Origin of the sequence: Proteus sp. fly-1008, from assembly GCF_040140305.1 — a bacterium.
Taxonomy (GTDB): domain Bacteria; phylum Pseudomonadota; class Gammaproteobacteria; order Enterobacterales; family Enterobacteriaceae; genus Proteus; species Proteus vulgaris_B.
This window is the reverse complement of the sequence record NZ_JBEEWH010000001.1, coordinates 125,114-143,199: the sequence shown is the minus strand read 5'-3', so window position 1 is coordinate 143,199 and position 18,086 is coordinate 125,114. Positions and strand designations below refer to the sequence as shown.

At 34.6% G+C, this 18,086-nt stretch carries 17 protein-coding genes; 7 read left to right on the top strand and 10 right to left on the bottom strand.

Annotation, left to right across the window (positions count from 1 at the left end; genetic code table 11):
• The first annotated feature begins 428 nt into the window (after nt 1-428).
• A complete protein-coding gene (gene leuE / locus ABN256_RS00705; RefSeq protein ID WP_349438910.1) occupies nt 429-1,070 on the top strand; it encodes a leucine efflux protein LeuE in 642 nt (213 codons plus the stop codon).
• A gap of 307 nt (nt 1,071-1,377) precedes the next feature.
• Nucleotides 1,378-2,301: a tRNA 2-thiocytidine(32) synthetase TtcA gene (ttcA, locus tag ABN256_RS00700; protein ID WP_196553127.1), complete on the top strand. Its 924-nt coding sequence runs from the start codon at nt 1,378-1,380 to the stop codon at nt 2,299-2,301.
• Between the two features lie 310 nt (nt 2,302-2,611).
• Here the strand turns inward: ttcA and zntB are convergent, their stop codons facing one another.
• Nucleotides 2,612-3,595: a zinc transporter ZntB gene (gene zntB / locus ABN256_RS00695; protein WP_196553128.1), complete on the bottom strand. Its 984-nt coding sequence runs from the start codon at nt 3,593-3,595 to the stop codon at nt 2,612-2,614.
• A gap of 346 nt (nt 3,596-3,941) precedes the next feature.
• On the opposite strand from zntB, the gene ABN256_RS00690 reads away from it, so the two are divergent.
• Nucleotides 3,942-4,283, top strand: a complete 342-nt coding sequence (locus ABN256_RS00690) for a DUF4377 domain-containing protein (RefSeq protein WP_072067970.1) — start codon at nt 3,942-3,944, stop codon at nt 4,281-4,283.
• Nucleotides 4,284-4,541: 258 nt separating this feature from the next.
• Nucleotides 4,542-5,102 (top strand): Ail/Lom family outer membrane beta-barrel protein, encoded by a 561-nt coding sequence (locus ABN256_RS00685; RefSeq protein ID WP_196553129.1) that lies wholly within the window; start codon nt 4,542-4,544, stop codon nt 5,100-5,102.
• Between the two features lie 618 nt (nt 5,103-5,720).
• Here the strand turns inward: ABN256_RS00685 and ABN256_RS00680 are convergent.
• Nucleotides 5,721-7,340, bottom strand: coding sequence for a peptide ABC transporter substrate-binding protein (locus ABN256_RS00680; protein WP_196553130.1), 1,620 nt, complete (start codon nt 7,338-7,340; stop codon nt 5,721-5,723).
• 224 nt (nt 7,341-7,564) lie between these two features.
• Between ABN256_RS00680 and tpx the strand changes: the two genes are divergently transcribed.
• A complete protein-coding gene (tpx, locus tag ABN256_RS00675; protein WP_072067967.1) occupies nt 7,565-8,068 on the top strand; it encodes a thiol peroxidase in 504 nt (167 codons plus the stop codon).
• Between the two features lie 70 nt (nt 8,069-8,138).
• Here tpx and tyrR read toward each other — a convergent pair whose 3' ends face one another.
• The 8 genes from tyrR to pspA all read right to left on the bottom strand — a co-directional run bounded on the left by tyrR (nt 8,139) and on the right by pspA (nt 14,891).
• A complete protein-coding gene (gene tyrR, locus ABN256_RS00670; RefSeq protein WP_196553131.1) occupies nt 8,139-9,704 on the bottom strand; it encodes a transcriptional regulator TyrR in 1,566 nt (521 codons plus the stop codon).
• Between the two features lie 153 nt (nt 9,705-9,857).
• Nucleotides 9,858-10,277 (bottom strand): hypothetical protein, encoded by a 420-nt coding sequence (locus ABN256_RS00665; RefSeq protein WP_340896398.1) that lies wholly within the window; start codon nt 10,275-10,277, stop codon nt 9,858-9,860.
• 535 nt (nt 10,278-10,812) lie between these two features.
• Complete coding sequence (locus tag ABN256_RS00660; protein WP_072067965.1) at nt 10,813-11,856, bottom strand: YcjF family protein; 1,044 nt, start codon at nt 11,854-11,856, stop codon at nt 10,813-10,815.
• The gene (locus tag ABN256_RS00655) at nt 11,853-13,247 is read right to left on the bottom strand and encodes a YcjX family GTP-binding protein (protein ID WP_196553132.1); all 1,395 of its coding nucleotides are present in this window, start codon (nt 13,245-13,247) and stop codon (nt 11,853-11,855) included. Before ABN256_RS00655 ends, ABN256_RS00660 begins: the two co-directional genes overlap by 4 nt.
• Nucleotides 13,228-13,482, bottom strand: coding sequence for a phage shock protein PspD (locus ABN256_RS00650; protein ID WP_196553133.1), 255 nt, complete (start codon nt 13,480-13,482; stop codon nt 13,228-13,230). The genes ABN256_RS00655 and ABN256_RS00650 overlap by 20 nt, the downstream gene beginning before the upstream one ends.
• Before the next feature lie 117 nt (nt 13,483-13,599).
• Entirely contained in the window at nt 13,600-13,956 is a 357-nt protein-coding gene (gene pspC, locus ABN256_RS00645) for an envelope stress response membrane protein PspC (RefSeq protein WP_115349663.1), read from the bottom strand.
• Nucleotides 13,956-14,186 (bottom strand): envelope stress response membrane protein PspB, encoded by a 231-nt coding sequence (gene pspB / locus ABN256_RS00640; RefSeq protein ID WP_036937208.1) that lies wholly within the window; start codon nt 14,184-14,186, stop codon nt 13,956-13,958. Before pspB ends, pspC begins: the two co-directional genes overlap by 1 nt.
• 36 nt (nt 14,187-14,222) lie before the next feature.
• Complete coding sequence (gene pspA, locus ABN256_RS00635; RefSeq protein ID WP_072067962.1) at nt 14,223-14,891, bottom strand: phage shock protein PspA; 669 nt, start codon at nt 14,889-14,891, stop codon at nt 14,223-14,225.
• A gap of 217 nt (nt 14,892-15,108) precedes the next feature.
• Here pspA and pspF point away from each other — a divergent pair, with 217 nt between their 5' ends.
• Together pspF and sapA are read left to right on the top strand one after the other, a co-directional pair.
• Entirely contained in the window at nt 15,109-16,107 is a 999-nt protein-coding gene (gene pspF, locus ABN256_RS00630) for a phage shock protein operon transcriptional activator (RefSeq protein ID WP_196553134.1), read from the top strand.
• Between the two features lie 290 nt (nt 16,108-16,397).
• Entirely contained in the window at nt 16,398-18,083 is a 1,686-nt protein-coding gene (gene sapA, locus ABN256_RS00625) for an ABC transporter substrate-binding protein SapA (protein ID WP_196553135.1), read from the top strand.
• Nucleotides 18,084-18,086: the final 3 nt, after the last annotated feature.

Below are 18,086 nucleotides of genomic sequence, written 5' to 3'. Positions count from 1 at the left end.
AGTCGAGTTACCTAAAGAGATCTATCATCTTTACATAAGAAAAAAGCAATATTAAAAAGATGAAAATAACATCGTTAAAGCAGATATATTCTTTTTAAGTGTTCACTTTCCAGCTAATAAGTGAACAGTCTTACTTTTTGGGCAAACTCATCAATTTTCTCTGTTGTATTTTTGCCTTTAAAACATATTTTATATCTCTATCAATACGTTATCTTCTTTTTAAGAGCACACCTATTTTGAAAGGAAAGATAGAAGTAGTGCTAAGATCTCTTTGAAATAACAAAGAAATTTTTTTGTTGAATAAATAGCAGTGATCATCAAACATTTATTATTAATTTAAATGAAAATATACGTTTTAATAGGAGCGATCCTCTTTATATAATAATGGTTCATGAAGTTATACGAAGAAGTCAGATTTGGGGGTTAACGTGTGGTTTGAACAATTTGGCGTACTCAATATTTGGACATACCTTGCTGGTATGTTCTTTATTATTCTTGTTCCTGGACCTAACACACTTTATGTACTAAAAACAAGTGCATCTGGCGGTGTCAGTGCAGGTTACCGTGCAGCATTTGGTGTCTTTTTAGGTGATGCAATTTTGATTTTCCTCGCCTTTATTGGTGTCGCCTCTGTAATAAAAGCCTCCCCAGTTCTCTTTACTATTGTCCGTTTTTTAGGTGCTTTTTACCTTCTTTATCTGGGAATAAAAATTATTCATTCAACTTTTTTTTCCAAAAAAACACATGCTGAACAAACAGCGAATATACAAAAACATATTTTTAGAAAAGCACTCACATTAAGTTTAACCAATCCTAAAGCAATCTTATTTTATATTTCATTTTTTGTGCAGTTTATCGACTTTAATTATGCACATACAGGGTTATCCTATTTAATCCTAGCCTCTATGCTTGAGGCTTTTAGTTTTATCTATCTCTCTTTTTTAATATTTGGCGGTGTAGCGCTTGCTCGATTCTTCGGCTCTCGCAAAAATATTGCTAAGTTAGGAAATGGTGTTATAGGCATTTTCTTTATGGGTTTTGCTACAAAATTAGCGACATTATCATCATAATTAAATGTAGTAAAAAATGAGAAAAAACGGCAATCATTGACGAATTGCCGTTTTTTATTTCCATGTTTAACTAGTTCTGATATCGCTTAACTGCAGTTATCTATATCGAAACTACCCTAGCATCTGGTATCATTGGCGACTTATCAATTTTCTTGCCATAAATAACTTTGTTTTTCAAATCGTCCAGTATTTGGGTCTTAAAAGCTTATTGATTGATAAAGTTTTTAAGGGTTCAAAACGTAACATGAAAACAAAGCCTTGGTTAGCAAGTTACAGAATAATCAGCAACGATATAGAACCGTAAAAAATGAGCATCCCAAAAGAGCAGTATAATTTCAACAAACTCCAAAAACGCTTACGCCGTGATGTTGGGCAAGCTATCGCTGACTTTAATATGATTGAGGAAGGCGACAAAATCATGGTCTGCCTTTCTGGTGGTAAAGATAGTTACACACTACTTTCCATCTTAATGAATCTGCAAAAAAGCGCACCAATTCATTTTTCACTTATTGCCGTCAATTTAGATCAAAAACAACCCGGATTTCCTGAGCATATTTTACCTGAGTATTTAAATGAACTTGGTGTGGAATATAAAATTGTTGAAGAAAATACCTATGGAATTGTCAAAGATATTATTCCTGAAGGTAAAACAACTTGCTCGTTATGTTCACGTTTACGTCGTGGTATTTTATATCGCACAGCGACAGAACTCGGCGCAACGAAAATTGCTTTAGGTCATCATCGTGATGATATTTTAGAAACGTTATTTTTAAATATGTTTTATGGTGGCAAACTTAAAGGCATGCCACCTAAATTAATGAGTGATGATGGCAAACATATTGTTATTCGCCCTCTCGCTTATGCACGTGAAAAAGACATTGAGCGTTTCGCACAAGCCAAACAATTCCCAATTATTCCATGTAACCTTTGTGGCTCTCAACCTAATCTTCAACGCCAAGTAATTAAAGAGATGTTGAGAGATTGGGATAAACGTTATCCAGGACGCATTGAAACGATGTTTAGAGCAACACAAAATATTGTTCCATCACATCTGTGTGATACTCAATTATTTGACTTTGCCAATATCAAACATGGTGATGAAGTTATTAATGGTGGTGACTTAGCATTTGATAAAGATGAGATCCCTGCTGTACCGGTGATGTTTCAAGAAGAAGATGACGAGCGCCCAGACTTTAGCCAGAATAAATTAGATATTGTTGAAGTTAAATAGGCCTCTATCACCTAAGCCTTATTGTCTTAGAGGCTTAGGATTTTTTTGATAAAATAATCGCCAACAATAATTTTAAGCAAAAAAAAACCGATGTTAATAAACATCGGTGTAATAATGGTCAATTATTCTGTATTAAGAACTCAATATGAGAAAAACTACAATTATGGAGCACAACGTTCATCGCTCAACGTTGTATTCACCTGCGAGAGTTATAATGCCAGATGTTCTATTTTAAAAAATTGATATATCTCAAACAGGGTAAGAGAATTCTTTTTTAAATCCATTTAGTTACGATTAATTTTCTGAATTTTTACAACCATCTACTACGCTTTAACCACCAAGTAACAATCACAATCAAAACAAAGAGAGATAAACAAAAAATGGTAAAACCATAAGGAAATTCATTTCCAGGTATTCCGCCTAAATTGACACCAAATAGTCCTGTTAGAAATGTTGTTGGTAAAAATAACATCGCCATTAATGACATAGTGTAAGTACGTCTATTCATCGCATCAGCCATCATTGATGTTATTTCATCAGCGATTACTGCTGTACGAGAAATACTACTGTCCAAATCCTCTAAACGTCGAGAAAGTCTTTCCGATATTTCAAGCATTGTGACTCTATCGCTATCACTCATCCACGGTAGCTTTTCGATAGAAAGCCTTGAAAATACATCTCGCTGTGGTGCCATATAACGACGTAAGACAATCAGCTGTTTTCTTAATAAGGCAAGCTCACCTCTCGCCGGTATTTGTTGATCGAGGATCATATCTTCTAATTCAATTAATTGATCATGCAGCGTTTCAACAAACTCCCCTATTTCATCGGTCACAGCATCTGCCATGGTAATAAGCCAATCACCACTGCTTTCAGGTCCATTGCCTAACTCTAATGTATGAATAACTGAATCAACCGAATTAACACGACGATGGCGACTTGAAATAATAGTTTGACTGTTAATATAAATCCTGAATGCAACTAGTTCATCAGGTCGGTCATTAGGATTATTATTAATTGTTTGTAAGTTGATAATGACACCTTCACCAATACGCTGTGCTTTAGGTCTTACGTTTTCAGCTAATAATACATCTTTAGCAATCGGTGGAAGTAATTCTGTATCTTGGATCCATTGTGCACTTTGTGGCTTGCGATAATCTAAATGTATCCAATATGGGGTTTCATTTGAAACAACTGTTTTTGGTGTTATTTCTATTGCTCCCCCATGTCCATCAAGTTGTGTGGCATAAATTGCATCTGAATCTTGCAAAATAGAGTCATTAATTGTTTTCACTTAGTTTCCTCCATACTCTTGCTTTAGTCGCAATAGATTAATTCATCATCTCTTTATCTAATTATTTTCAAAGCTTTATTTTATACTTTTTTCTAGTCCACTGTATATCAACACTATTTTTGTATAGTTAATCTAAAGCTTCTATTTATATTTCCCACTTTAGGATTATTACACTAAATCCAATTCGGATAATTACGTTAGTATATTAATACTGAAAATACCTATAGATAACTTCCTTTATTTATAGAAAAAATTTTATCTACTGTAATTTATAATAATTAGCTCCCTAGTGTATACTAAATATTATCTTATACATTTATTGCAACCTAAAAATAAGGTCATGAATATGAAAAAATTTCTCGCTATTCCTTTATTTTTACTTTTAGTCGGATGCAATGATGCAACATCGACTGAAAGTGCTAATACTGCCTCTACTTCTGATACAACAAAAACACTTCTGGTCGATTCACAACTTTATGACTGTGTCGGTGTTGCACCAATGAAATGCATGAAGGTGAAAGAACTACCTTCAGGCGAATGGTCCCTTTTCTATCAGAATATTGAAGGTTTTGAATATAAAGCAGGTACTGAATACACATTAAAAGTAAATGTTACAGATATTCCTAATCCCCCAGCTGATGCACCTAGTGTAAAATATACACTGGTAGAAATTGTCGATAAAAAGTAATTTTTTACTTAATTCAAGCTCACAATAGGCCGTATTCACTATTGTGAGTAATTCATCTATTAATATTATTTTTCTGATAGTTATTATTAACAAATTGATAAAATTTATTAATAAGCTATTTATGTAATCTCATTTTTTATTATTTATTATAGATAAGTCTGCTAATTTTTTTTAAGAGTAATTTCAATCAATTAACATTGAAATCGTGTTTGAATTTACTAAAAATAGAGTTCTTTACATCAACATAGAAACTCTATAATGAATAAATTAGTCTTTTTTTTAATTAGTTTCGCTTTATCTTATTCTTCTACATTGCATGCTAATAATGAGGCAAATACCGTCTATGGCGGTTATATGCATGGAAAAATAAAAGGTGATACAGCAAAGGGGATGATTGTCAGCTATCGTTATGAGACAGGAAATACGTGGGGAATATTAGTTTCTCTACTGCATTTAAATTCAAATCATAAAGAACCCTTTAAAGATCCTCGTTTTATCACACCATCAATAAAACAATATAAAACTAAAACTACAGCTCTATTAATCGGTCCTACTTATAGAATAACACCGACCTTTTCTGTTTATGCCCAAATGGGGCCCAATAAATTAAAACATAAAGAAGATAAATTTCATCCTGAAATAGAGGTAACAGACACACATATTGTTGAGACAACAAGTGTTATTGGTCAAATAGGTATCGATTATCACCCAACAAAAGAGATTGCAATTAACTTTGGCTATCTTTATTCCGATGTCACAGCAAACAAACGTCACATTGAATTAAATAGCATACAATTATCTTTAGGTTATCGTTTTTAAATCACCCTGAAAAACTATAGTTTTATTTAACAATAAATAGAATGCTAATAGGTGGATTTATCTATAAAAGGCTTAAATATAGTAATAAACACATCAATTTTTATTGTATTTAAGGAATTATACCTATAAATAATATGAAATATAATATTTAACATCGGACACATTGCACAATTAGTCAAAACAAAGTGGCAAAAATGTATTAACATCTCTTCTGCAATGTTTATTCCTTTTGAGTCTCCTTCTGTTTTTATAACAGAGGGACTTTTTTTTTATACATATATTATTAATTGCCGTAACAGTTAGATACAATAAAAAGCGTGCAAACAGGGCATTAAAAATATAATTTATATCCAGACAATAAATTAATCTGCTTTATTTTGCTACGCCCCTTTTAAAAGGGGTTCTTTTTTTATTTATATACCCTCTTATTTTATACACCTCCATTTATTCAAAATTAATACTGAAAACAAGAATTTTTTAGTTTTCTTTTTTGTTTTTAAATAAAAAAACACCTCAAAGTAAGGTATTAACTTTGAGGCATTATCTATTTTCTCTTACTATTTTATACAGCCTCATTTCACCAATGGCTAATTTCAAGTAATCTATTTCATTACTATTTTAATGCTTTAATATATACAGCGTATGGCTATAGGCAACATCTTCAGGATTCTCAATGGGATAACCCTTCAACCAAGGTTTTATCAATCGTCCATTAGTATATTGATAAATAGGTGCTATTGGCGCATCCTCAGCGATAATTTGCTCTGCTCGGTTATATAAACTATTTCTTTCATTTGCATCAATCGCCATGCCTGACAATGTCAAAATTTCATCATATTGCTTGTTTTGATATTTAGGTATATTGCCCGCATGTTTAGAGCCTAATAAACTTAAGAAAGTAGAAGGTTCATTATAATCACCAACCCATGATGCTCTTATCACATCAAAATCCCCGGAGTTTCGGCTGTCTATATACGTCTTCCATTCTTGATTGCGTAGCTCAACTTTAACCCCTAGCTTTTTCTTCCACATAGAAGCGACTGCAATGGCAATTTTCTGATGATTTTCCGAATTATTATATAACAATGATAATTTTAATGGATTATGAGAGCCATATCCTGCTGCTGCCAACAGTATCTTGGCTTGGCTATCTAACTCATCTTGATTATATTCATCGTAAATAGTTGATTCTGGTGTAAAATTAGCCGTAACATCTGGTGTAAAACGATTTGCTGGCTTTTCACCAGTGCCTAACACTTTATCGGTAATGATTTTTCTGTCTATTGCCATTGCCAACGCTTTACGTACACGAATATCTTTTGTCGGCCCTGATTGAGTATTAAAAGCATAATAATATGTTCCTAATTGATCTGGTATATAAACCTCATTAGGAATATCTTTCATTAGTTTATGGTATAAATTTTTAGGAAATGACTCTGTTATATCGATATCACCCGCTAAATAGCGTTTAGTTGCATGTGATTCATGGTTTATCGGTACAAAAGTGACTTTTGTTAATACTGTATTTTTATGATCCCAATAATAAGGATTAGGCGTTAATACAATTTTTTCATTAACCACTCTGTCTGTTAAAACAAAAGCACCATTTCCAACTAAATTACCAACCTTGATCCAACCAACACCATATTTTTCAATGCTATGGCAAGGAACTGGGTATAAAGAAAAATTCGTTGTCAGACTTGGAAAATAAGAAACGGGCCGCTCTAACGTCACTTTTAACGTTTTTTCATCTATTGCTTCTACACCCAATGAGCTTGGTTTTAATTTTCCATCAATAATTTTTTGAGCATTCTCAATAGAAGCGAGTGAAGCATACCATGCAAAAGGTGAAAGATTTTTAGGGTCAACTAATCGTTGCCAACTGTAAACAAAATCAGCCGCAGTGACTCTTTCTCCATTAGACCATTTTGCATTATCACGCAAAGTAAAGATCCATACACGATTATCTTCAGTACGCCAACTCTGAGCGACGCCAGGAATAGCTCGCCCATGTTCATCTTCTATCGTCAACCCTTCAAATAAATCACGTTGCACTTGAGCTTCTGTTAAACCAACGGCATTAATAGGATCAAGTGACGCTGGTTCATCTTTTAAATGTCTAACCACTTCTTGTTTTTTATCAAGTATCGTTCCAGCTGGTACTACCGCCGCATTTACCTGCGATAGGAATAATCCTTGAACGACAAGTGCACATGAAATGACGAATATTTTGCGCATGACTGTTTCGTCCTGTAATCTGTATGAGAATGAACTGCATAATTATAAGAGCCTGATAAAAAGGCACAATCACTGATTACAAATATTTTATAAATTTTTATGTTTTTCATGGTCACTATGCAAATAGTGGCAAGTTTTAATAATGGTTAAGCATTAACAAGATTTTTCGTTAATAATTTAGTATTAATAATAATTAGTCTGACAACTAATAAAGGAGAACAACAATGGCACATCAAGTTACTTTACAAGGAAATGCAGTGACTCTGGCGGGTAAATTCCCAACAGTAGGTCAAAAAGCTGCTGATTTCTCTCTCGTTGGTAAAGATCTTAATGATATCTCTTTAACAAACTTTGCAGGTAAACGTAAAGTTCTAAACATTTTCCCAAGCGTAGATACGGGTGTTTGTGCTGCGAGTGTTCGTCAATTTAATAAAGTTGCAAATGAACTAAATAACACGGTTGTTTTATGTATTTCAGCTGACTTACCTTTTGCCCAAGCGCGTTTTTGTGGTGCTGAAGGTTTAGATAATGTTGTAACATTATCTACAATGCGTGGTGCTGAATTTAAAGAAAACTATGGTGTTGCTATTACATCAGGCCCATTAGCGGGCTTAACTAGCCGTGCTGTGATTGTGTTAGATGAAAACAATACTGTTCTCTACACCCAGTTAGTTGATGAAATCACAACTGAACCAAATTATGATAATGCATTAAATGCACTAAAATAATATTCATTATAAAAAAAATAGGCGAGCATAATGCTCGTCTATTTTTTATGCAGAAATTCCTACAACAAAATTAACCTTCAGATTTTTCATTCTTTTTATTTGTTAAATTATATTCTCTCAATTTATTGGCAATCGCCGTATGAGAAATGCCTAAACGTTTTGCAAGTTTCCGGGTACTTGGATAATCGCGATATAAACGTGTTAAAATTGAAGCTTCAAAGCGTTTTGTCATTTCATCTAAAGAGCCTTCCAATAAATCCTCATCAAATAGAGTTTCATCTGTATGTTCAGGTAAAGTAATATCCTGAATTCGCAGAGTGTTTCCTACTAATTGTGCCATTGCTTGATAAACAGTATTTCTTAATTGGCGAACATTACCAGGCCAACCATACTGTGTTAAATAAACTGATAATTCCGGTGATATTACAGGTTTAGTTGCTTGCTGCTCAATACAATATTGGTTAATAAAATGCATCGCTAACGGCATAATATCGGCTTTTCTTTCCCGCAGCGGAGGTAGAGTTAACGTTAATACATTCAGGCGATAATAGAGATCTTCTCTAAATAATCCTTTTTGCACCAACTCCCACAAATTTTTCTGCGTCGCACAAATAATACGAACATTGACATTAACCTCGTGCTCCTCACCTACACGGCGAAATGTCCCGTCATTTAAAAAACGTAAAAGCTTAATTTGCATTTGAGGCGACATTTCGCCAATTTCATCAAGTAAAACAGTTCCTCTGTCTGCCTGCTCGAAGAAGCCTTTTTTTCCTTCGACAGCATTAGGGTAAGCTCCTGCAGCATAACCAAATAATTCACTTTCTACTACATCATCAGGCATTGAAGCACAATTGAGTCCCAAAAAAGGATTTCTAGCGCGGGAACTAAGGAAATGACAGGCTTTAGCAAATAAATCTTTTCCTGTACCGGTATCCCCCACCAATAGCAGTGGCGCATCCATTTTTGCCATTTTTTTTGCACGTTCAACAAGTTGTTTCATTTGAGAGCTAACAGCAATAATTTTCTCAAATTCATGATTATCACTAACAATTAATTTTGAACTCTCATGAATAGCATCTCGATATTTCAATAAAATAAGCGCGCCGACACAATGATTAGATTGGTTATCATCTGCAAGTTTTATTGGTACTATTTCCATATCAAAACTTTGTTTTTTTAAATTGATTGGAATAATTTCAGCTGAAGGATCTTTTTGTTCTAACCAACGATGAATATTAAAATTAGGGATCAGTTGATTGAATGATTTCTCGCTATTATCGTTAGCATCAAGTTCAAATAGTTGACGAGTTGCCGGATTTTGTAATTTTATTTGGCCTTTAATATTAATAGAAAAAACCGGAACTGGCACAGATTCTAGCAGTGTCCACATGGCTCGATGCTCTTGTTCTGATGGCATAAATGCAACCGTACGAACATCAATAACACCATTTATTCGCCGTATTTCCGCCATTAACGGTTGAAATATATCAAAGTCAATCTGTGAAAAATTCAGGTAGATAAGACCTATTGGAAATATTTCAATTCCACGCAAATCAATATTTTTTAATACTAGTAGATCTAACAATTCACGGGTTAACCCGATGCGATCTTCACAAGTGATCTCTAAACGCATTATAAACCTTCTTAATACTGAGTGACCCTGAACTTATTCTAGATATTATACATAAATATCAACCAAATAAAGAGCCTTGTCAGCAAAAGTTGACACTACTAGCATTTATTTTTACACAGATAAGCTTGTATTTTGATTTTAAACCTGAATTATTTATGCTTTAAAAAAATCAAATAATGAAAATGAAGAGTTTTTTATTATTTTTTTTAGCTCAAAATCAATAAGATATTCGATATCTTTTATTAAGGGACCTAATTCTCGGCGTATTACTTTCTTAATAGTTTTACAGCCATTATCAAAACAAAAAAGAAGATACTCTAATGCATTGATTGCCTGTTCTTTTTTATCTGCCTCTCTTAGATATTCAAAAAATTCTGATGTTTCTTTTATTTGAAATGGTTTAGGTTGTTTTTGGTACTGCTTTTTTTTAATTTCATCGATTGTTTCACTAAGAATAGGGATCAAAATACTCAATTGTTTATCAATATTTGACACATTAAGAGTAGAACTAAGATAAAGCCGGCGTCTCTCCTTCGAGAGTTTTTTTATTACTGATATCTGTATTTCTTTCATTTTTCGACCTAATTAAAAGTATTATTTGTTAACTCTTTACCTATTTCTTATAAATAAAACTATCTTTCTTTTTTAATAGAAAATTGCCTAAAAAGTAAGTTTTAAAAATATATTAAAATAATATTTCTGTGGTAAATATTTTACCGTGATATTTAACGCTACTTACCCTATTAAACTCAATACTATTTTCTATCAAAAAGGGAATATTTTTATAGAAATTACGAATATTTCACTAAGAACACAAACATTATTCAATAAATACAATAGATTATAAATACCTTTCTTTTTGGATAGTTTTACTCTTTTTAAAGATAATTTATTGAACTAATTTCATTAATAAATAATTACAATATAATAAATAAAAACAGACGGAATTTTATAGCATGAAATTATTTATTTAAATATAAAATATTGACATTTACATCATGACCGTAATTTTATACAAACTTTTTTTTCACAAATTTTTGATACAAAAAAACCGTAGAAATAACTCTACGGTTTTTATTTAAAATAACTCAATGTTAGAAACATTATTTTATTCTTTTTTCTTACCACTAATTGTATTTTTTAATTTTCCTATAAGCTCTTTTCTAAAATCACCCAACTTTGGTTTATTATCATCGATCCAAGGTAGTGGTCGGCATAATTCCATTGCCTTGATCCCTAAACGTGCCGTTAATAAACCAGCACCAATTCCTTGGGCTGCTCGTGTTGATAGTCGTGCAGCTAGATCTTGAGAAAGCCAATCCATTCCGACTTCTCTTACTAGTTCAGTAGCACCCGCAAATGCAATATTGACTAAGACAAGGCGAAATAATTTTAAGCGACTATAGTATCCCAACTCTATACCATAAATTTCAGCGATACGATTAATCAAACGAATATTACGCCAACCAATAAAAGCCATATCAACCATCGCTAGCGGGCTTACTGCTATCATTAATGTTGATTCTGCAGCAGAGCGACTAATTTCAGCTCTCGCTTGTTTATCTAAAATAGGCTGAACTAATTGGCTATAAAGCTCTAATACTTCCTTGTCATTATGCGTATCATGTAATGCACTTTGCCAACGAATTAGTGCAGGATGTTGTGAGTGTATCCCTGCTTGTTTAGCCAATTTCTCACAAAAAGGTCGGCCATTTCCCATCGCATGACTATAAAGTAATTCTTTTGCTTTATCTCTTTCATCTGCTCTTTGGCGTAAGCGATAGATACGACGCCATTCTGTTATTACAGAGCCAATTCCTGCAATAACAATTAAGCCCCCTGCGCTTGCCGCACCTAATGCAATCCAATCCGAGTTTATCCATGACTCATAAATCCATTGCCCTGTTTGAGCGATAACGCTAATCCCTAAAATAGTACTTGCAACTGTGATTAAGCGTTTCCATACACTTTTTTTAGGTTTTAGAATAGATTGGATATCACCTTCTAACTGCCCTTCGTTTTCTTCATCTAATTGAGGATCAATAGGTAGAAATGCTTCATTCTCCTGAAAATCAATACCTTTCTTTAAGCTTACTTCATCTTGAAGTATGGGCTCTTTAAAATCAATTCGTGATTTTAATGGCTCATTCATTTTAATTTATCCCCTAACAAGAATTCCATTGCACTATCCATACGAATATGAGGAACTGCGCTATCTCTTGATATTTGTTGTGGTCTAAAAGATTCGAAACTAAATCCTTGTTTTTCCCAAAATGCTTTTTCAGGCAATCGTTTAGGAACTTCACCAGGAAAATACACCAAAGGCTTGTTATCACTTAAACGAAAACCTTTTAATGCTGGGATTTTTTCACCATGATGATCCACAATGCCACTTTCAGTTGCAGCAATAGAGGCAAGCCCCATGCAATCAATACTGATCCCCTCAAAAATAGCATTTTGTTTAGCATCTTGAATAAGTTGTTGAAGCAATGAAACTAAATTTTCGTGCTGGTCAACTGTAATATGATCAGCTTTAGTCGCTGCAAATAATAACTTATCAATACAAGGTGAAAATAAACGCCGAAGTAGTGTTCTTTTACCATAATGAAAGCTACGCATTAATTGTGTTAAAGCCTGCCGCATATCATTAAAAACATCAGCGCCTTGATTGAGAGGTTGCAAACAATCCACTAAAACAATTTGCCTATCAAAACCTTGAAAATGATCTCGATAAAAACCTTTTACCACATGCTGACCATAATATTCATAACGTTGCTTTAGCATGCCAATATTAGTCCGTTTATCAGCATTTTTTAATTTAGTAATATCAAGCTGTTGTAAATCGGGCCAAGGGAAAAACTGCAAAACAGGCGCGCCCGCTAATTCACCAGGTAAAACAAAACGACCGGGTTGAATAAAATGAAGCCCTTCTTTTTTACATGCTAATAAATATTCAGTATAAGCGGAGGCAATATCCGCTAATAATGTTTCATCAGCAGGTGCAAAGGGATCGCATTTTTTAAGTAGTGTTTGCCAATTTTGTTCTGGCAATGTTCTTTGACGATTTACCTTATTCATTTGCTCTGACCATTCAAAATAGTCTTGCTCAAGCATCGGTAAATCTAATAACCATTCGCCCGGGTAGTCAACAATCTCTAAATAAAGCGAAGATGTTTCTTTGATAAAACGTGTTAATGATTCATTTGAGCGATAACGTAGTTGTAAACGAATTTCACTCACTCCTTTAGTCGGAACCGGCCAACTTGGAGGCGTGTGATAAAGCGATTCCATTCCTTCGTCATAAGTAAATCGGGGGATATTTAAATTATGCTGAGGAATACGTTTTACACCCAATAGTTGCTTATCTCGTGCCGCTGAAAATAGCGGTAAACGCGCACCTGTATGCACATTAATAAGTTGATTAACTAAAGAAGTAATAAATGCCGTTTTACCACTTCGGCTTAATCCAGTTACCGCTAAGCGAAGATGTCTATCAACACCACGATTAATAAAAGCTGTAAGTTCATTTTGTAGGCGCTTCATGTTTCTCCCAAGACATTTGACGCGATAGCTTATTTAAACCTGCTTTAATAACAGGCTCTGCTATCAATAGAACCAACCAACGTAACGGCTTGCTACTTACGCGTTTTATTATACTGCCAGTTATTGCGGCTGGCCCAAATAAAGTCAATAACATTACCCCAAATGTTAACCCTTTTTTGGCAAAGTAGGTGAGTTTATTTGTTTTTAACGAGGTATAAGCTTGATTAATATTCATAGCACTCTCCTCAATCAGGAATTTTGCTTATTCCTAATTCATTCAGTAGAAAATAAACCGACTTAACGAAAGACGCTCCTAAATCGGAGCGTCTTATCGGATCAATTGGTGAAAATATTACAGATCGCGAAAGCGTTTATTTAATTGATAACTGGAAGACGTAATATATCGTTCCATTTGTTGTAAACGTTTTTCACCTTGCATTAATTGATTATCAACACCGCTTAAAATTTCTTTTAAACTCTCCTGTTGCTCACCACCTTGTTGGTAATTAGCTGGCGCAGGCTCCATAAAAAAACTCAAAACAAGATAAGCAACAATAGTTAGTCCAAAAAATCCAGCAAAGAGTGCAATCACCGCAATAACCCTGACAAGTAAAACAGGAATATTAAAATAATGGGCAAGGCCTGCGCATACGCCACGGATCACGCCCTCTTGTGGCAAGCGATACAATTTCTTACTTTGTACCGTCATTATGATTGCCTCCAGTTAGGATGTTCTGCATCAAGTATTTGTTCTAGCGTCTTAATGCGCTCCTGCATTTGCTGAGCCTTATCCACCAGCGCGCTCAGTCGCTGCATTTCTTGTTGGGTTAACTGAACATTCCCACCACCTTTCTGATTGCTGTAATGCAACCACAGCCAGATAGGGAGAACAAATAAAATAAAAATGGTCAGTGGTATTCCCAGAAATATATAGCCCATTACATATCCTTTATAAGATGGTTATTACGCTTGCTGTTACTCTTTATTGATATTGATTTTAGCTTTTAATGCCGCTAATTGCGCGCTAATTTCATCATCAGCTTTTAATTCAGCAAACTGTTGGTCTAATGATTTCTCTTTACCTAACCCGTAGCTTTGCGCTTCGCCTTCCATATGATCAATTCGGCGCTCAAATTGTTCAAAACGTGCCATCGCTGCATCCATTTTACCACTGTCTAATTGACGACGAACTTGACGAGATGAATTTGCTGCTTGATGGCGAACAACTAAAGACTGTTGTTTAGCACGAGTTTCTGTCAATTTATTTTCTAATTCACTAATTTCACCTTTCAAACGAGTCAAGGTTTCATCAATGATAATCAACTCATGTTTTAGCGTATCATTAACTGAAGCAACACGTTGTTTTTCAATTAATGCCGCCCGAGCTAAATCTTCTTTGTCTTTAATCAGAGCTAACTCAGCTTTATCTTGCCAATCTTTAATCTGTTTTTCCGCTTGTTCGATACGGCGCTCTAATCCTTTCTTTTCAGCTAAAGTACGTGCAGACGTTGTACGGATCTCCACTAACATATCTTCCATTTCTTGGATCATTAGACGGATCATTTTTTCAGGATCTTCCGCTTTATCTAATAAAGAAGCGATATTGGCATTAATAATGTCAGCAAAACGTGAAAATATACCCATGATGTCATCCTTAATAGCTATGCTAATTAGTAATGTTAAATGTTTCATTAAATGGCGTCATCTATCATAACGCTCGGCTTACTTTAGTTAATACAATTAACGTGCCAACTTTTAAAATTCACTTAACCTATTAATAATAGGCAATTTATATTGTTCGCCTATTTTTCGAACACCTGATACACTGGTAAAAAATACCTCACTATGGTGAATTTAACCAATGAATGAGAATTTAGAGACAATAATCGGTGTTGATAGTCAATTTATTGATGTTTTAGAACAAACTTCAGCACTTGCTCAATTAAAAAAACCGGTATTAATTATTGGTGAACGAGGTACAGGTAAAGAATTAATCGCTCACCGATTACACTACCTTGCACCTTGGTGGCAAGGCCCTTTTATTTCTATCAACTGCTCTGCACTTAATGATAACTTACTCGATTCTGAACTTTTTGGTCATGAAGCGGGTGCTTTCACTGGCGCTAAAAGTCGCCATCAAGGGCGTTTTGAACGTGCTGATGGTGGCTCTCTTTTTCTTGATGAACTGGCAACAGCGCCAATGCTTGTACAAGAAAAATTATTGCGGGTTATTGAATATGGTCATTTAGAGCGTGTTGGTGGCAGCCAATCTTTGCATGTGGATGTTAGACTTATCTGCGCTACAAATGCAGATTTACCTGCAATGGCTGAAGAAGGTAAATTTCGTGCTGATTTACTGGATAGATTAGCTTTTGATGTCATCAGATTGCCCCCGTTGAGGGAACGACAAGCAGATATCATGTTACTTGCTGAAAACTTCGCAATTTCAATGTGCCAAGAACTGGGATTACCTTTTTTTCCTGGTTTTAGTGATAACGCATGCCAAATTCTTTTAGGCTATTCATGGCCTGGTAATATCCGTGAGCTAAAAAATGTTGTGGAGCGTTCGGTTTATCGCCATGGAACCAGTGATAGAGAATTAGACAATATTATTATTAATCCTTTTGCAGGCTTGCAAACCGCAATATCAAAACAATCACCTTTAGAAAAAAAGATTTCGTCTTTTTCGCCACCAGATTTACCTCTTGATTTGCGACAATGGCAAAATGAAATAGAAAAAATATTAGTTAGCAATGCATTGAAAGAGAGTTTATATAATCAAAAAGAAGCTGCTGAGAAACTGAAGTTAAGCTACGATCAATTTAGAGGATTGATTAAAAAGCACCAAATAACAACATAAAATCATGATTAATAATGATTTTTATTTATCAAGAAGTGGTTTAAAAAATAGGCAAAAAAAAAGCCAGCACCCGAGCTGGCTAGTAAAAAATACTGGAAGCAATGTGAGCAATGTCGTACCTTCTGCGGAAAACCTCTTACCGCTGAAGGACAATACGGATGATAATCTTTATCATTAGCATTTGTAAAGCTTTTTGTTGAGAATTTTTCTCACTTTGTTTTTTTGACTATTTGGGGATAGAAAGTTTTTTAAGTTACAATAGCAAAATCGTTTCTCTAAAAGACATTATTATGCGCCCTATTTTACTTATTGGTACTCTGCTAGTTAGCCTAACAAGTGCTACTTGTATCGCAGATGTAGCACCAAAAACACAAGCGTTATCGATAAAACAAGAGCCAACTCCTATTAATCAAAATGGCTTTGTTTATTGTGTTGATGGCAGTGTGAATACCTTTAATCCACAATTATCAAGCAGTGGATTAATTATCGATCCCCTTGCGGCGCAACTTTATGATCGTCTTTTAGATGTTGACCCTTATACTTATCGTCTTATTCCTGAAATAGCAGCACGCTGGGAATCGCTAGATAATGGCGCAACATACCGCTTTTATTTACGTAAAAATATCTCGTTTCAGCAAACATCGTGGTTTACACCTGCGCGAAAACTCACAGCAGATGATGTAATTTTTAGTTTTGAACGGATGATCAACCCACAAAATCCTTATAATCAAGTCAATGGTGGGAAATATCCCTATTTTGATAGCTTAAGTTTTGCCGACAATATCCAATCAATTAAAAAATTGGGTCAATACACAGTCGAGTTTAGCTTAAAAGAGCCTGACGCCTCTTTTTTATGGCATTTAGCAACACATTACGCCCCTATTCTTTCCGCTGAATATGCACAAAGCTTAGAAAAATCAGGTAACCAGACACAACTTGATTGGAAACCAGTAGGTACTGGCCCTTTCTTTCTTGATGAATATCAACCAGGCCAATTTGTTCGCTTATTCAGAAATGAAAACTATTGGAAAGGTCAGCCTAAAATGCAACAAGTTGTTATTGATATGGGCGCTGGAGGTACAGGCCGCATATCTAAACTATTAACGGGTGAATGTGATGTTTTAGCCTATCCAGCGGCTAGCCAATTAAAAGTTTTACGTGATGATCCTCGGTTAAGATTAACATTACGCTCAGGTATGAATATTGCTTATTTAGCCTTTAATACTAGTAAGCCTCCACTCAATGATCTGAAAGTACGCCAAGCTATTGCTTATGCCATAAATAATGAACGTTTAATGGAATCGATTTATTATGGTACTGCTGAAACAGCCGCATCGGTACTTCCTCGTGCATCTTGGGCTTATGATAATCGTGCAAAAATCACAGAGTACAATCCTGAGAAATCGAAACAAATACTAAAAGAATTAGGGCTTGATGGACTTAAATTGAGCCTTTGGGTACCCAGCGCATCACAATCTTACAACCCAAGCCCATTGAAAATGGCTGAGCTCATTCAGGCAGACTTAGCTCAAGTGGGCATTCAAATGAATATTCGCCCAATTGAAGGGCGATACCAAGAAACCAGTATGATGGATAGGACTCATGATATGACGTTATCTGGCTGGTCAACAGACAGTAACGATCCTGATAGTTTTTTCCGTCCCCTATTTAGTTGTGCAGCTATTGGTTCACAGACTAACCTTAGTCATTGGTGCCTACCGAGTTTTGATGATATTTTAAAAAAAGCGCTTTATAGTCAGCAACTTGCTTCAAGAATGGATTATTATCATCAAGCACAAGATATTCTCGCTCAAGAACTACCTGTATTGCCTTTAGCTAATTCTTTACGTATGCAAGCATATCGTTATGATATTAAAGGATTACTATTAAGTACCTTCGGTAATGCGTCTTTTGCTGGTGTTTATCGAGAAGCAGAAGTGGATGAACAAAATCACAAGAAAGAGGCTATAAAATAATCC

What these genes read in the sequence shown, in the direction of transcription:
- sapA (WP_196553135.1), top strand. Translation starts at nt 16,398, where the DNA reads ATGCGCCCTATTTTACTTATTGGTACTCTGCTAGTTAGCCTAACAAGT.
- pspB (WP_036937208.1), bottom strand. Translation starts at nt 14,186, where the DNA reads ATGGGCTATATATTTCTGGGAATACCACTGACCATTTTTATTTTATTT.
- tpx (WP_072067967.1), top strand. Translation starts at nt 7,565, where the DNA reads ATGGCACATCAAGTTACTTTACAAGGAAATGCAGTGACTCTGGCGGGT.
- ABN256_RS00655 (WP_196553132.1), bottom strand. Translation starts at nt 13,247, where the DNA reads ATGAAGCGCCTACAAAATGAACTTACAGCTTTTATTAATCGTGGTGTT.
- pspF (WP_196553134.1), top strand. Translation starts at nt 15,109, where the DNA reads ATGAATGAGAATTTAGAGACAATAATCGGTGTTGATAGTCAATTTATT.
- tyrR (WP_196553131.1), bottom strand. Translation starts at nt 9,704, where the DNA reads ATGCGTTTAGAGATCACTTGTGAAGATCGCATCGGGTTAACCCGTGAA.
- ABN256_RS00665 (WP_340896398.1), bottom strand. Translation starts at nt 10,277, where the DNA reads ATGAAAGAAATACAGATATCAGTAATAAAAAAACTCTCGAAGGAGAGA.
- ABN256_RS00690 (WP_072067970.1), top strand. Translation starts at nt 3,942, where the DNA reads ATGAAAAAATTTCTCGCTATTCCTTTATTTTTACTTTTAGTCGGATGC.
- pspC (WP_115349663.1), bottom strand. Translation starts at nt 13,956, where the DNA reads ATGACGGTACAAAGTAAGAAATTGTATCGCTTGCCACAAGAGGGCGTG.
- ABN256_RS00650 (WP_196553133.1), bottom strand. Translation starts at nt 13,482, where the DNA reads ATGAATATTAATCAAGCTTATACCTCGTTAAAAACAAATAAACTCACC.
- pspA (WP_072067962.1), bottom strand. Translation starts at nt 14,891, where the DNA reads ATGGGTATATTTTCACGTTTTGCTGACATTATTAATGCCAATATCGCT.
- ttcA (WP_196553127.1), top strand. Translation starts at nt 1,378, where the DNA reads ATGAGCATCCCAAAAGAGCAGTATAATTTCAACAAACTCCAAAAACGC.
- ABN256_RS00685 (WP_196553129.1), top strand. Translation starts at nt 4,542, where the DNA reads ATGAATAAATTAGTCTTTTTTTTAATTAGTTTCGCTTTATCTTATTCT.
- ABN256_RS00660 (WP_072067965.1), bottom strand. Translation starts at nt 11,856, where the DNA reads ATGAATGAGCCATTAAAATCACGAATTGATTTTAAAGAGCCCATACTT.
- ABN256_RS00680 (WP_196553130.1), bottom strand. Translation starts at nt 7,340, where the DNA reads ATGCGCAAAATATTCGTCATTTCATGTGCACTTGTCGTTCAAGGATTA.